This is a genomic window from Paenibacillus sp. SER-28 (assembly GCF_052906305.1).
Genome location: NZ_JBRECM010000011.1, coordinates 95361 through 109603, shown reverse-complemented (window position 1 = coordinate 109603; position 14243 = coordinate 95361). Strand labels below are relative to the sequence as shown.

General features: G+C 46.8%; 11 protein-coding genes and 1 pseudogene. All 12 read left to right on the top strand.

From position 1 onward, the window contains the following. The first annotated feature begins 39 nt into the window (after positions 1 to 39). Positions 40 to 1197 (top strand): amidohydrolase, encoded by a 1158-nt coding sequence (locus tag ACUYLD_RS21215; RefSeq protein ID WP_446675935.1) that lies wholly within the window; start codon positions 40 to 42, stop codon positions 1195 to 1197. A gap of 163 nt (positions 1198 to 1360) precedes the next feature. Continuing rightward, positions 1361 to 1544 (top strand): annotated as a pseudogene (locus ACUYLD_RS21210) (dockerin); the annotation flags it as partial. A 326-nt stretch (positions 1545 to 1870) separates the two neighbouring features. Continuing rightward, entirely contained in the window at positions 1871 to 3280 is a 1410-nt protein-coding gene (locus ACUYLD_RS21205) for a discoidin domain-containing protein (RefSeq protein ID WP_446675934.1), read from the top strand. A 252-nt stretch (positions 3281 to 3532) separates the two neighbouring features. Then, positions 3533 to 4468 (top strand): ArsR family transcriptional regulator, encoded by a 936-nt coding sequence (locus ACUYLD_RS21200; protein WP_446675933.1) that lies wholly within the window; start codon positions 3533 to 3535, stop codon positions 4466 to 4468. A 201-nt stretch (positions 4469 to 4669) separates the two neighbouring features. Next, positions 4670 to 6391: an ABC transporter substrate-binding protein gene (locus tag ACUYLD_RS21195; RefSeq protein WP_446675932.1), complete on the top strand. Its 1722-nt coding sequence runs from the start codon at positions 4670 to 4672 to the stop codon at positions 6389 to 6391. A gap of 107 nt (positions 6392 to 6498) precedes the next feature. Beyond that, on the top strand, positions 6499 to 7452 hold the full coding sequence (locus tag ACUYLD_RS21190) for an ABC transporter permease (protein ID WP_061831922.1): 954 nt from the start codon (positions 6499 to 6501) through the stop codon (positions 7450 to 7452). 15 nt (positions 7453 to 7467) lie between these two features. Next, positions 7468 to 8394: an oligopeptide ABC transporter permease gene (opp4C, locus tag ACUYLD_RS21185; RefSeq protein ID WP_446675931.1), complete on the top strand. Its 927-nt coding sequence runs from the start codon at positions 7468 to 7470 to the stop codon at positions 8392 to 8394. A 13-nt stretch (positions 8395 to 8407) separates the two neighbouring features. Next, the gene (locus ACUYLD_RS21180; RefSeq protein ID WP_076160234.1) at positions 8408 to 9391 is read left to right on the top strand and encodes an ABC transporter ATP-binding protein; all 984 of its coding nucleotides are present in this window, start codon (positions 8408 to 8410) and stop codon (positions 9389 to 9391) included. Beyond that, positions 9384 to 10352 (top strand): ABC transporter ATP-binding protein, encoded by a 969-nt coding sequence (locus ACUYLD_RS21175; protein ID WP_322171755.1) that lies wholly within the window; start codon positions 9384 to 9386, stop codon positions 10350 to 10352. The genes ACUYLD_RS21180 and ACUYLD_RS21175 overlap by 8 nt, the downstream gene beginning before the upstream one ends. A 262-nt stretch (positions 10353 to 10614) precedes the next feature. Continuing rightward, complete coding sequence (gene rpsN, locus ACUYLD_RS21170; protein WP_069291797.1) at positions 10615 to 10884, top strand: 30S ribosomal protein S14; 270 nt, start codon at positions 10615 to 10617, stop codon at positions 10882 to 10884. 248 nt (positions 10885 to 11132) lie between these two features. Continuing rightward, complete coding sequence (locus ACUYLD_RS21165) at positions 11133 to 12125, top strand: cation diffusion facilitator family transporter (protein ID WP_446675930.1); 993 nt, start codon at positions 11133 to 11135, stop codon at positions 12123 to 12125. Between the two features lie 206 nt (positions 12126 to 12331). After that, complete coding sequence (locus ACUYLD_RS21160; protein ID WP_446675929.1) at positions 12332 to 14236, top strand: heparinase II/III domain-containing protein; 1905 nt, start codon at positions 12332 to 12334, stop codon at positions 14234 to 14236. Positions 14237 to 14243: the final 7 nt, after the last annotated feature.

Genomic DNA, 14243 nt, shown 5'->3' with positions numbered 1-14243 from the left:
GAGTTGTAACTATTTTGGGTTCACGAAGGAGGAATAGGGATGAGTGGATCAACCGGGACGAAGGAGCAGGTTTTGGAGCAGAAGCTGGTGGACATTCGCCGCCATCTGCATCGAAATCCCGAGCTATCTAACGAGGAGGTTGAAACTACCGCCTTTATCCGCCGTCTGCTGGAAGAACAGAACATAACCATTCTGGATGTGCCGCTACGTACCGGATTAGTTGCGGAAATCGGCGGACAGCAGGAAGGACCAACTGTCGCGCTTCGTGCAGACATTGATGCGTTGCCCATTCAGGAGGAGACGGGATTGCCTTATGCTTCAGTACATCCCGGCAAGATGCATGCCTGTGGGCATGACTTTCATACCGCATCCCTGTTAGGAGCAGCCATACTCTTGAAGCAGCGGGAGCAGGAGCTGAAAGGCACGGTTCGGCTGGTGTTCCAGCCAGCCGAGGAAAAGGCCAAAGGCGCTGGCCAAGTGCTGGACAGCGGTGCGTTGGCAGGGGTGCAGGCCATATTTGGCCTGCATAACAAGCCGGACCTACCCGTAGGCACGGTCGGCATCAAAGAAGGTCCGCTAATGGCAGCGGCAGATGGTTTTTACATCGAGGTGGAGGGTCTGAGCACACATGCGGCAGTGCCACATGCAGGGATTGACCCCATCGTGGTATCGTCACATATCATTACGGCGCTGCAATCCATTGTGAGTCGGAGCGTTAATCCGCTGGATAGCGCGGTCATTAGCGTCACGAAGCTGCACAGTGGCAACGCCTGGAACATCATTCCAGACCGCTCCCATTTGGACGGAACCATTCGCACATTTGACGAGAATGTGCGCGCCCAGGTGACTGAGCGCTTCGAGCAGGTCGTAAAAGGCGTTGCCGATGCTTTCGGCACGAAAGCAACCATTCGCTGGATCGAGGGTCCGCCGCCTGTGCTGAACGACGGTAAGTTGGCCGCCATCGCGGAGGAGGCGGCAGAAGCGGTCGGTCTCGACGTGGTTCGTCCCATACCATCCTCGGCCAGCGAGGATTTTGGGTTTTATCAGAAGAACATCCCCGGTGTATTTGTCTTTGTCGGCACTGCGGGAAGCCAGGAATGGCATCATCCTGCCTTTGATCTGGACGAACGCGCGTTGCCCGGAACAGCGAAGCTACTGGCTTCACTGGCAGATTCGGCATTGATATCCATAGAGTAGGAGTGCGAGCCTAGTCTATGGATACTTATCCCCTCCTTGTAGAGGGGATATTTTTGTTTGAAGCTATATCATTCTAATTATAGTATAATTTTGTAATTTTATTCAAAATCAAGAGTGGGTGTAATAAGAGAGTAGGCGTTGTCCTTTTAGATGTCTCGTAAAAATAAAAGGTAGCTCAACCAACCGTAAAAATTTGATTTTTGGTCAAATCTATGCGGGAAAAGGAACGCTAAATTATGTAGTGCGTTGGCAATCCTTTAAAAATATCATTCTTCAGCAGCGTAAAGATTGGCTTCCTGCTGAGTCGGCAAATCAATAATTGGAATAAGCAGTTGAAAGGGTATGATAAGGCGGAGCCAGCGGGGATTGTGGAATTGATTTAGTGAATAAACGGTTTTTTCATTTTATAAAATACTAGTTTTGTACATGCAAAGGGTATGTGTATATTCCAAGATACGATTAAAATGACTAATTTAAATCATTAAGGAAAATATTGACGATGCAATAATCCAGTGATAATATGATTTGTGATTATTTACAAAAAACGACAAGGAGGTTTGATAGTGTACTCTTGATCTCTTAGATTTGTTCGTAAATGCGAAAAGAGAGGTGATAGAGATCATCGTTTCAAGAAAACTACAGCAATAAGACAAATGGATATGGAGGTACATACATGCTGAACAGAAAAGGAATGGTGATGGCTTCTTTTTCAGTAGTCATTGCTAGTTCACTACTGATGGGAAACGCTAGTTTTGTATCAGCGGATTCTCATCTAAACGGGGATTCTGTAATTGCGGCAACGGGTGATTCGACATTGGCTGACATGCCAGCTTATCTCAAATCATCGGTGGAATGGGTTTGGAAGAATAGAATGTTGACCGAAGGCTCGACGGCGCGTAAAAATACGATTTTCGATCAAATTTTTGCGGGAAAAGGGACTCTTAATTATGTTATACGCTGGCAATCCTCTAAGCCCGTTACACTGAAGCAACGCCAGGATATTGCTAGAATGATAGATCGGCAGATGAACCATTGGACAGATCATCTTCAAGGATATGACGGCTGGCCCTATAAGAATATTAAAGTAAAAGTGGTAGGCTGGGCTGTTGCCGATCCTTCACTGCTCCTAGACAAGCAGCCTGACGAGGTCATTTATACGGATACCATTACAGATACACTAGCTTCTGAAAAACCGGAAATTCTTGCTGCGCTTCCCGTTGCACCTAATGAAATATCGCGATTTGAGCATTTTTCGGACCCGAACTATTCGTATCCGGGTGGATTGGATAAACGCTTTGATATGTATCTCTGGGCCACAGAAAATTTTGGCGGGGGAGCCGGCGGCGACTGGGGACAGCGTATGAATGATGAATACGTTCTGAGTACGGTGAATTCGGATGAGATTGAGATTACTGAACATGAAATTGGGCATGGATTTGGATTAAACGATTTTTATGAAGAACATGAGCGTCCACCAGGTGGATTCCCAACGAACACTATTATGTGGGCCGGTAATTCCGATCATATCACCGACTGGGATATCTGGATGCTGCGTTACACCTGGAGTCAACTCAAAAAAGATACTTCTCGTTTCCCAAGCGTGACTAACGGCGATGAGGGTCCCATCGATCCATCACCTGATGAAAACGTAAACATTGCGCCAGCTGCAACGGTCAGCACTTCTTATACTTCGCCTTGGGAAAATGTGAGCGCGCTTAATGATGGATTTGACCCAACCAGCTCTAATGATCGAAGTCATGCCGTGTATGGTAACTGGCCTGAGACGGGTACACAATGGGTCCAATATGATTTTGATCAAGAATATACGTTATCCCAAACGGATGTCTATTGGTTCCAAGATGGCGCGGGCGTTGATGTTCCTAAATCTTACAAGATTAAGTATTGGAATGGTTCCAGCTGGTCCAATGTCAAGCAGGCTAATGGATTGGGTACTTCGGCAGACCAGTATAATACAACTACTTTTACGCCTGTAAAAACAACGAAATTAAGAATTGAAATGGTATCCAAAGGTTCAGCATCCACAGGAATATTAGAGTGGAAAGTAACAGCTAACAAACTTTAAACATCATATTATTTATCTAAAGGTTGTCTCCTGCGATTATTTGTGGGAGACAACCTTTTCTAATTCATAGCTGAACAGTTAGAGTCTGATGAGATCAGGCTTTTTTTGCGCCTTGATTATGGTGCTTGTTTACGTTCATATTTGTATCTGTGTTTTGCTACATTCTCGTATGAATGGATCACTAAGAATGAACGGGTGTACGATAGTATGTATAATGGACATCAGATATGAAAGAAAAGAGGACAGAAAGCGATGAGTCACGACGTGAATGCTCCTTACGATGTACATGTAGCATATGGACCGGTGTTTGAGCTGCTCAGCAGCTTACACACCTTTATTTGCCGCAAGGCTTACAAGAAGACCGATTTATCAGCCGAGTGGGCGGAGCAAGTGCGTGGAACGCTGTCTCCAGGTTTGTCCGAATTGCTGGAGTCCTTGGAAATCAATGCAGATTGGAAGGTTATTTATGGACTCGTCTGTATGCTTTCTGATCAGGGGAACGTTGAAGAGGTCGTAGACCGTCTGGAGAACCGGACTGTACAGGAATTAAACGAACAGGCATCAGCCTATGGGATACCGCTGCCTGACGACATGGAGAAGCTTCGCAAACTTGCATTGCAGCTGCTATCCGGTTGGGATAAAGAGTATTTTCGTCATGTGGATACAAGGATTCTAAGCGGGCTGAAACAGGAAGCGGAACGTAGAAACCGGGAGAAGGGCGCATATAGCTCTATGGAGTGGGTGGATCGTACAACAAATGGCTTCCGATTCGAGCCTTCCGAAGGGCTGACGCAGGTGTTGCTGGTACCGCAATATCATTTTCAGCCGATAAATATTATTTATCGATTTGGGTCGCTCCTGTTGTGCCATTACTCGGCAGGAATTTATGTTCAGGAGGACGATTTTTTATCCCTACAGGAATATCGAATGATCCGAAGCTTGGGGGAGAAGAGCAGGCTCAAGATTTTAAAATATTTGTACCAAAGCCAGTCTCCACGCACCTTTATTGAGATTGTCCGTCATCTCAAGCTGTCCAAGGGAATCACGCACGACCATATTTTTAAGCTTCGTGCCTCTGGCTTCATCCATGCACATTTTGATGGTGAAACATTGCTCGGCTATAGCGCACGGCTTTCGGCTGTGGATGAAATGCATCGGAGCATTACTGGCTATATGGAGCGAAATTAGGCTGCACGCACCAGTTAGACTTTAACACTTTAAACAAATAGACGCCGACCATTTGGAATCCAGATGAGTGGACGTCTATTTTTTTACATAAAAATGGAGTTCTCTCTTTACAGAACCGGAATAGATTCCTATAATGAGATTTATCTTATTAATTACAACTTGTTCGATCGGAATTTACTAAATTAACTTGGGGGGATTATTTTGAAAAAGAGAATCATTCTACTCAGCAGTCTACTTCTGGCAAGTTCTACCTTATTAGCAGCTTGCTCTAGTGGTGGATCAGATAGCGCTAGCGATGCTGCTTCGCAAAATAGTGATGCCGCACAGACAGCCGCTACAGCGCAGCCATTAACAAGTCTGGTACAAGCTTCTGATTTATCCAAATTGCCGGAAGTGTCCCAAAAGAGAAGCGACACGATTATTGTTGGTCTGACTGACCCAGCTGGGGTGTTTACTCCGTATTTTAACCAAAGCGGCTATGACGGCAACGTGATTTCGCAGTTGTGGACTCCGCTGGTCACGGTAGACGAGAAGGGGCTTCCGCTGCCCAATCTGGCTAAGAGCTGGGATATTTCCAAGGATAATCTAACGTATAGGTTTCATCTGGTTCCCGGTACAAAATTCAGTGATGGCTCTCCTTTGACAGCTGAGGATGTCGCTTTTACCTGGACGTTGATCTATGACAAAGCCTATCCTGGTGACAGCCAAATCCGAAAGCTGAACATTAAAGGCGGCAAAGACTATACGGAAGGCAAGGCAAAACAAATTGCAGGAATCAAGGTGATTGATGAGCAGACCATTTCTGCGACGTTGGAAAAACCAAACGCGCTGGCTTTGCCGATTCTGGGTGAGTATGTACTGTCCAAAGCCTACTACGGCAAGGATTACAAGTTCGGAGAGCTGGATTATTTTAAAAATTTACATAGTAGTCCTCTGGGAAATGGGGCTTATAAGTTAGAAAAATTCATTCCGGGGCAAGAAGTTCGTCTGGAGGCGAATGATTACTTTTTCAAAGGCAAACCGAAAACACAGCATTTCATTTACAAAACAGCAGAAGGCGACGCTTGGCAATTCATAGAAACAGGCGATACCGATTTTGCATCCTTCACCGCAACGCAGGAGAATATCGACAAACTAAAAGGGCTTGGCTTTTTAAACATTTTGCCGTATACCCCTAGCACTTACGGATATTTGCAAGTCAATCTGGAAAATGAAAAGCTGAAGGATAAAAAGGTTCGTCAAGCATTGACCTATGGACTGGATCGGAAAAGCATTTATGTCGACGCAGCTCAGGGAGCAGGGGCAGTTGCAAACATTCCAGCTTCCCCAATATTCTGGTCTTACACGACCGATGGAATCAATCCATACAACTACGACCCGGAGCAAGCGAAAAAGCTGCTGGATGAAGCGGGTTGGGTAGAAGGTAGTGACGGTATCCGTGAGAAAAACGGACAGAAGCTGACCATTCACCTGCTGACCTCTAAACGTCCAGAAACAGACACCTTTATTGCGCTTGCGGCTGAAAATTACAAAGCGATTGGTGTTGACCTTCAACCGGAAATCTTTGCAGACTTTAATGCAATGGTCGCCAAAGTAGAAGGTAAAGATTATGATCTTGCCGCCTTCTCGACAGGCATGCTGACAGATCCATCAGATGGAATCGAGCAATTCGTCAATGGAGAAGTCAAGGGATATAACAATCCAAAGGTAAAAGAGCTATATGAAAAAGGCTTGTCTACAACGAATATGGAAGAACGGAAGAAAATATATCAAGAATTATATGTGCTGCTAAACGATGAACTGCCCGTTATTTTTACCAACTATAAGAAGACGGTGTATGCCTACAATGGTCGGATGGAACATGTAAAGGTCAGTCCGTTCATTGGCTTGTCTGGTAATCTGTTCGAATGGTCCCTTAAATAAGCCACATTTGCGGGCCCCTTGTGAAGAACATCAGGTTCGGATCAAGGGGCCTCCCAATTGGGGAAAACGTAATGAGTAGCCTGACCTTGAATTGAAAGGAGTCTGTCATGAGCTCGTTTTTAACGAAAAGACTGACATATATGGTTATTATTTTGTTGGCCGCTTCGATGATGATTTTTTTCCTGTATGCCATGACACCGGGAGATTTCATTAGCGGCAATCTGAAGCTGTCGCCAGAGAGAAAGGCGGAGCTGAGGGGAATTTACGGCCTGAATAAGCCTATTCTTGAACGCTATGGAAATTGGCTGGGCAATGCGTTGCATGGAAATTTTGGTTATTCGCTTGCCCAGCAGAAGCCGGTGCTGACCTTATTTAATGAGTATATCTGGAACTCGTTTTTGTTGGCCGTTGTATCGACCTTCCTGACCTGGTTTATCGCGGTCATTATCGGTGTGGTTGCTGCTTATAAGCAGTATTCATGGTTTGATACTTTGGTAATGGTGGTGATTTTCGCTGCCATGTCTGTGCCCTCCTTTTTTATCGGGTTGTATCTGATTAAAATTGCAGCGGTTGACCTGAAGTGGTTGCCACCCGGTGGCATGCTCAATACGGGCAGTAACGCTACAGGTATGGAATATGTGAAGGAGGTTCTCCAGCATATGACCTTGCCAGTGATCGTTATGACGCTGCTGGGACTGGGGTCGTTGACCCGCTACTTCCGTAGCAATATGATCGACGTGATCCAGCAGGATTATATACGCACAGCCCGTGCAAAGGGCTTAAAGGAAAGAAAGGTACTTTTTACGCACGCATTGAGAAATGCATTGCTGCCTGCCATTACGCTCGTTGGCTTCGAATTACCTGCGCTGTTTGGCGGGTCCCTGATTATTGAAAAGATTTTTAATTGGCCAGGAATCGGTCAGTTGTACATGCAATCCTTTTCGCTCCGGGATTATCCGCTACTTATGGGCTTTACGATGCTGATTGCCATATTGAGCGTTATCGGGACACTGTTGTCCGATATTTTGTATCGCATCGCGGACCCGCGTGTGAAAGTGTAAGAAGGGGGCTAAGGAATGTCATCCGTGAGCAGTAATTTGAGCAAGAGCAACGGCAGACTGCGAACAACTGTTAAATCTTCAATGTGGCAGCAAGCGCTCCGGCAGCTGTTCAGAAACAAGCTTGCTATGGTTGGTCTGCTCGTCGTGGTATTTATGTTTTTGCTCTGTTTTATCGGTCCGTTATGTTCTCCTTATTCCGATAACAAAACAAATATATTAATGATGAACAAGGCGCCCAATATCCATCACTGGTTAGGAACTGACAAGCTGGGGCGGGATGTGATGACACGCGTGATGCAAGCAGGTCAAATTTCTCTTACCGTGGGTTTAGCCTCAATGGTATTGTCAGTCTTTTTGGGGGCTACGCTGGGGGTCATATCCGCATATTTTCGCGGGATTGCGGATCAGATTATTATGCGTGTTGCTGATTTGCTGCTGACGATTCCCAGTTTGCCCCTGCTATTTATTATGGGCGCGCTGCTATCTGACTGGAAGGTTCCACCCGATCAGCGGATGTATATTGTCATGTTGATGCTTAGTCTAGTCAACTGGCCGGGGATTGCACGGATGGTGAGGGGCCAGATGCTTAGTTTGCGGGAACGTGAATTTATGCAAGCCGCGACGGTACTGGGACTCTCGAATCGTCGAAAGCTGTTCAAACATCTGCTGCCGAATATTTTACCGTTGTTGATCGTTATCGCTACATTGAATATTGGCGGAGCTATCTTGAGTGAATCTGTACTCAGCTTCTTTGGCCTTGGCGTGCTGCCCACGACACCGACTTGGGGCAATATGATTGATGCCGCTAACAATGTGCTGGATTTTCAGCAACGACCGTGGTTGTGGATACCGCCAGGACTGTCTATTTTTGCTACAGTCATCGCTATTAATATTTTTGGTGACGGGCTGCGGGATGTACTTGACCCGAAACATAAGAGGTAGGTGATCATACACCATGGACAATTTACTTTCTATTGAACATTTAAGCACTCATTTTTATACAGAAGAAGGAACGGTTAAAGCGGTGGATGATATCAGCTTCCGTGTGAAGCCGGGGGAAACGGTATGCATTGTCGGTGAATCGGGATGCGGCAAAAGTATTACCGCGATGTCCATCATGGGTCTGATCCAGAGTCCTGGTGGTAAAGTGGCAGGCGGAAGCATCCGCTTTGAGGAAACCGATCTGCTAGAGCTTAGCAGAAATGAGATGCGCACGATTCGCGGACATGAAATATCCATGATCTTTCAGGAGCCGATGTCTTCATTGAATCCAGTCATGACCATTGGTGAACAGCTATCCGAACCACTGATTGAGCATTTGAAAATGGGCCGTAAGGAAGCTCGTAAGCGAGCACTGGAGCTGATCGAACAGGTTGGTATATCCCGGCCGGAGCAGATTTTAAAAAGCTATCCGCATGAGCTGAGCGGGGGGATGCTGCAGCGAATTATGATTGCCATTGCTGTTTCTTGTGGTCCCAAGCTGCTTATCGCGGATGAGCCAACGACGGCGCTGGATGTAACGATTCAGGCGCAAATCCTGGATATGCTGCGTGAATTTAAAGCCCAATCCAATATGTCGCTCATGCTAATCACCCATGATCTGGGTGTTGTCGCCGAAATGGCTGATTACGTCATTGTGATGTATGCAGGCAAGATCGTCGAGGAAGGCGAAGTCGTACAGCTGTTTAATCATCCCAAGCATCCTTATACACAAGGGTTACTAAAATCCAAACCGGTGCTTAATCAGCGCCAAGAGGAACTGTATTCCATTCCCGGGCAGGTCCCTAATCCGCTGGAGCTGACGACTTCCTGTTATTTTCACGACCGCTGTGGGCATTGCATGGACATTTGTCGTGTAAAGGAGCCTACATTAAAGGAAGTTTCAGCTCAGCAGAAAGCATCCTGCTGGTTATATGAGGAGGCGGTTGTTCATGGCTGAGCCGTTGTTGGAAATAGACCGCTTAAAAACGTACTTTCCGGTGAAGTCCGGGTTTATGAACCGTACTTCAGGACATGTGCGGGCAGTAGACGATATCAGCTTTACGATCCGTCAGGGTGAAACTTTCGGATTGGTAGGGGAATCGGGGAGCGGTAAAAGCACGGTGGGCCGCACGATTGTTAGATTGACGGATAAAACGGACGGTACCGTAAAATACAAAGGGGTGGATCTGCACAGCTTGTCTGCCAAAGGGATGCAGGAACTTCGTCCCAAAATTCAGCTGATCTTTCAAGACCCATATAGCTCGCTGAATCCGCGTGTACGGATTGGTGATGCCATTGGTGAGGCGCTACTGGATCACGATATAGCAACGAAGGAGGAGGTCCGGCAGATTGTGCTGGACGTGCTCAAGCTATGTGGATTGTCAGAGTATCATATCGACCGTTTTCCCCATGAATTTTCGGGAGGTCAACGCCAACGGATCGGCATTGCCCGAGCGCTGGCGCTTCAGCCGGATCTAATTATCGCTGATGAGCCGGTATCAGCGCTGGATGTGTCCATACAGGCGCAGATTATTAACCTATTCGCCAAATTGCAGGCCGAACGGGGTCTGACATATTTGTTCATCTCGCATGATTTGAGCGTGGTGGAACATTTGTGTTCCCGTATTGGCGTGATGTATTTAGGCTCCATGGTCGAAACGGCATCGCGTGACGAGCTATTCGGGAATCCGTTGCATCCGTATACGAAGGCGTTGCTGTCGGCTGTACCTATTCCGGTGCCGAAGCTGAAGAGAGAACGTATTTTGCTCAAGGGGGATATTCCTAGTCCGGTTAATCCGCCTTCGGGCTGCAAGTTCCATACTCGCTGCCCCTTTGCAATCGATCGTTGCTCCAAAGAGATTCCACTCTATCGTGAGGCTCGTCCAGATCACTGGGTAGCTTGCCATTTGCCTGAATGAACAAAGCTAGTCAACAAATTTTAAAGCCGTTGAAACGGCAGACCGTTCACCACAATGAATCGGTTCTACTGTTTCAACGGCTTTTTAATGTTGTGATTCAAACCGCTTGGGTTGACAACCTACCTGGAGCACGTTATATTAAATAGTAATCGTAATGATTACTATTTAAGGTGTAAAATCATATCCATATCCGTGTTCATCCATCCCGCGGTAGTGATGGTGAACCTTCATGATTGGCATATATCACAAGGAGGAGCTTTACATGGCCAAGAAGTCAAAAGTCGTAAAAGAGAAGAAACGCCAGGAAATTGTAGCTAAATATGCGGATCTGAGACGTGAATTGAAAGCAAAAGGGGACTACGAAGCTTTGCAAAAGCTTCCGCGTGACTCATCTCCAACCCGCATGAAAAGCCGTTGCGAGCTGACAGGCAGACCTAGAGGATATTTGCGCAAATTCAAGCTGTCTCGAATCGCGTTCCGCGAGTTGGCACATAAAGGTCAAATTCCAGGAATTACGAAATCAAGCTGGTAAATAGGCACTTATGTCAATCGTCAGCGCATGGAGATTATCTGTGTTGTTAACCTGAGGGTATGTCTGATAGAAGGTTGTAACGGGAATGCTTCATGTCGTAGGGGACATGGGGCATTCCTTTTCCATGGAAAATATTATCGTTTGTATTGATTCTCCTCAGATGGTTAGGTAGAATATGGACGGGTTAAAAATAATACATAACAAACGATGATATATCACATTATGTATACCTCAGGAGGAGCTACAAGATGGAAGTGAAACAGAAAGAGGACTCCTTTTGGAGTATGGTCAAAAAAGGAAACAAATCCTCAGGCTCGGCGGCGTTAGGGAATACCGGCATTGCCTTGATTAAGGGGATTGCTTTTGCCTTGACAGGCAGCGGTTCTATGTTTGCTACGATGATGCATTCCATTGCGGATGCAGTGAATCAAATGTTTGTATTCGCGGGCAGTGTACTGGCAGAGAAAAAACCGACAAAACGCTTTCCTACCGGCTTTGGACGAGTGATTAACCTGTTCTGTATGGTTGCCGTTATTGTCGTAACGATTATGGCCTATGAAACCGCATTGGAAGGCATTCATTTGCTGCAGCATCCGGCTGAATCTACACATGGATTTTGGATTAATGTTATAGTACTGATTTTGTCACTGGTGGTGGACGGATTTGTATGGAGCAAAGCGATGAAAGAAGTGCTGCATGAATCCAGAGTAGAAGCGAAGGGGTTAGGCATTTTCACCTCTGCGTTCCGCCATGTGGGGCGTGCTGCACCGCCAACCCGGCTGGTGTTTTATGAAGATTTGGTAGCAACAACGGGTGGAGTACTCGCTTTGCTAGCAGTGGTGGTCACATCGCTGACAGATTTTAAACTGCTGGACGGCATTTCAAGTATTCTCATCGGTTGTCTGATGGTCGGTGTTGCTTTCCGGGTCGGTTACGACAACATGGTAGGTTTGATCGGTGTATCTGCTCCTCCTGATATCGAAGAACGTGTGGCTTCCATTATTCTCGCAGATACGCATGTTACGGATATTTATCAAATGCGTATTTTACAGGAGGGACGCTATTATCACGTGGAAGGGTTGATTGAGCTTACGCCGGGCATGACGCTGGCAGATGCTGACGATATTAAATTTAGAGTCGAGGACGCTTTGCTGCGTGATCCTAATATCTCAGATGCAGCACTGGGTATTCTGGAGGATGACGGGATTAGAAAGTGGAAACAAGAGAACCCCACAGTTTAGAAAACATGATCAAAGCGAATCTGGACGGAGATTGGCACTAGTGTAAAACAAGAACTTCCATGACCACGGCAACGGGGCATAGAGGTTCTTTTATTTTTTCTCAATTGTTTTGCTACCCCTTTGAATTTACAATGATTGTTAGATACAATGAAAGCGTTAACAAAAAAGAAGGTGAAACAAATGCTTCTCATGAGGAGGAAATGCAGATGAGTCTTCTGAGGGAGGCTTGGCCTGCTTCGCGGCTCGTTAAGGCGCTGGCTGGCGGCATGCAGGATTCAGCAAGGCAACGGTTAAGGAGTAATTGGACAAAAAGGCTACGGACGACTGTCTCTGAGCCGATATACGCCGAGCTTTGGATGGATATTGAGCGTGTCTGTAAAGATAATCGGGAAGCATCATGGCATGAACTGCCGTTGTCTCTGTTTCGGCAATTTGCTAATACAGGAGAGCGCAAGCCGTATGAGGATGTGTACTTTGAACGGCGTGGACGACTGGTTGCTATAGTGCTGGAAGCTGTTGTCAAGCCGGAGCCTCGAAAGATGAAAGAGGTGGAAAGCGGTCTGCTGGACATATGCAGTGAGTACACATGGGCGCTTCCTGCACATGTCAATGAAGAGGACACCGTAACACCGCCTTGGCAGCAGGTGGATTTATTCGCGTCCGAAACAGCACAAACGCTGGTTGAAATTTTATTGCTGCTAGGAGAACAACTGGCTAGCCATGTGGTCGCTCAGGTGCACGAAGAGATCGAACGTCGTGTACTGGAACCTGTTTTTTGGAAGCCTCGTCATTTTGGATGGGAAACCGCAGATCATAACTGGTCGGCAGTATGTGCTTCCGGTTGCGGAATTGTAGCACTGCTGCTGGTAGAAGATGACTCTTCCAGAGCGGTAGCCATCGAGAGTATGCTGGGCGCGCTGGATTGTTTTTTGGCAGGCTATAGTGAGGACGGGGGATGCCCCGAAGGCGTAGGATACTGGGTGTACGGCTTTGGTTATTTCATTTATTTTGCCGATATGCTGCGTGAGTTTACCGAGGGAGCTGTGGATATTCTGAACTCGGAAAAGGTTAGGCAAATCGCAGCCTTTGCAGAGCGGGTTCATCTGTCGAATGGAATTTTCGCTAATTATTCGGACAGTAGTGAAACGGAACGATTGCCTTCCGGACTCATCTCTCAGTTGAATTCATTGCAAGAACGACCATCTACACTCCCTTTCCGCGTACCTGGTCTGTTGGAAGACCCCTGTCGCCGCTGGGCTCATGTATTGCGTAACCTGGTTTGGACGAATTCTTTGGCATTTGGGAGCGGTGAGACCGTTGCCAATTATTTGCCGCAACTCGGTTGGCTGATGTGCCGCAGCCGCAGTTCCAGCCATAGTGGACCCAGAAGCCAAAAGGGTGAACCAGGTGTCATGCTTGCTTTTTCAGCGAAGGCTGGGCATAACAATGAACCGCACAATCATAACGATCTTGGACATTTTATCCTTCATGGCGGTGGCGAAAATCTATTGTGTGATCTGGGAGCAGGCTTGTACACGAAAGCCTATTTTTCATCGGGACGAGAGTCAATTATTAATATCTCCTCTGGTGGTCATTCCGTGCCTGTCATCAATGGGACTTTACAGCAATCGGGCGCAAAGGCAAAGGCGGTTGTGCTGGATATTGCTTTGGATGAGCAGGAGGAGGTACAGACGGGCACAAGGCTTAAGCTTGACTTGACATCTGCTTATCCCGTAGAAGAATTGGCGGTCTTCACCCGCTCCTTTATATGGAATGTGCTGGAGGGAAACGAGGGGGCAAGGCTTACCGTCACCGATCATTTTGAGTTTGAAACGTCTGGCGTGAGCATGAAGTCATGGGATGTGGAGGAGTTTTTCATCAGTTGTATTCAGCCTAATCTGGGAACAGGCTTCGTAGAATGGAAGGGAGCGAACGCAGTCGTCAGGCTAGATTATGATGCCGGCGTGCTGCGGGCGGGGTTGGAGGCTGTGAAGCACATAGATCATGACGGAGCTCCCTTTGTGTTTTATAAAACATCGCTGCAACTAGACTCCAATTACTGGAGCGATTCTGCAAGCGTAGATTGCAATCTGTTTTTTACCATACATTAATTTTCAT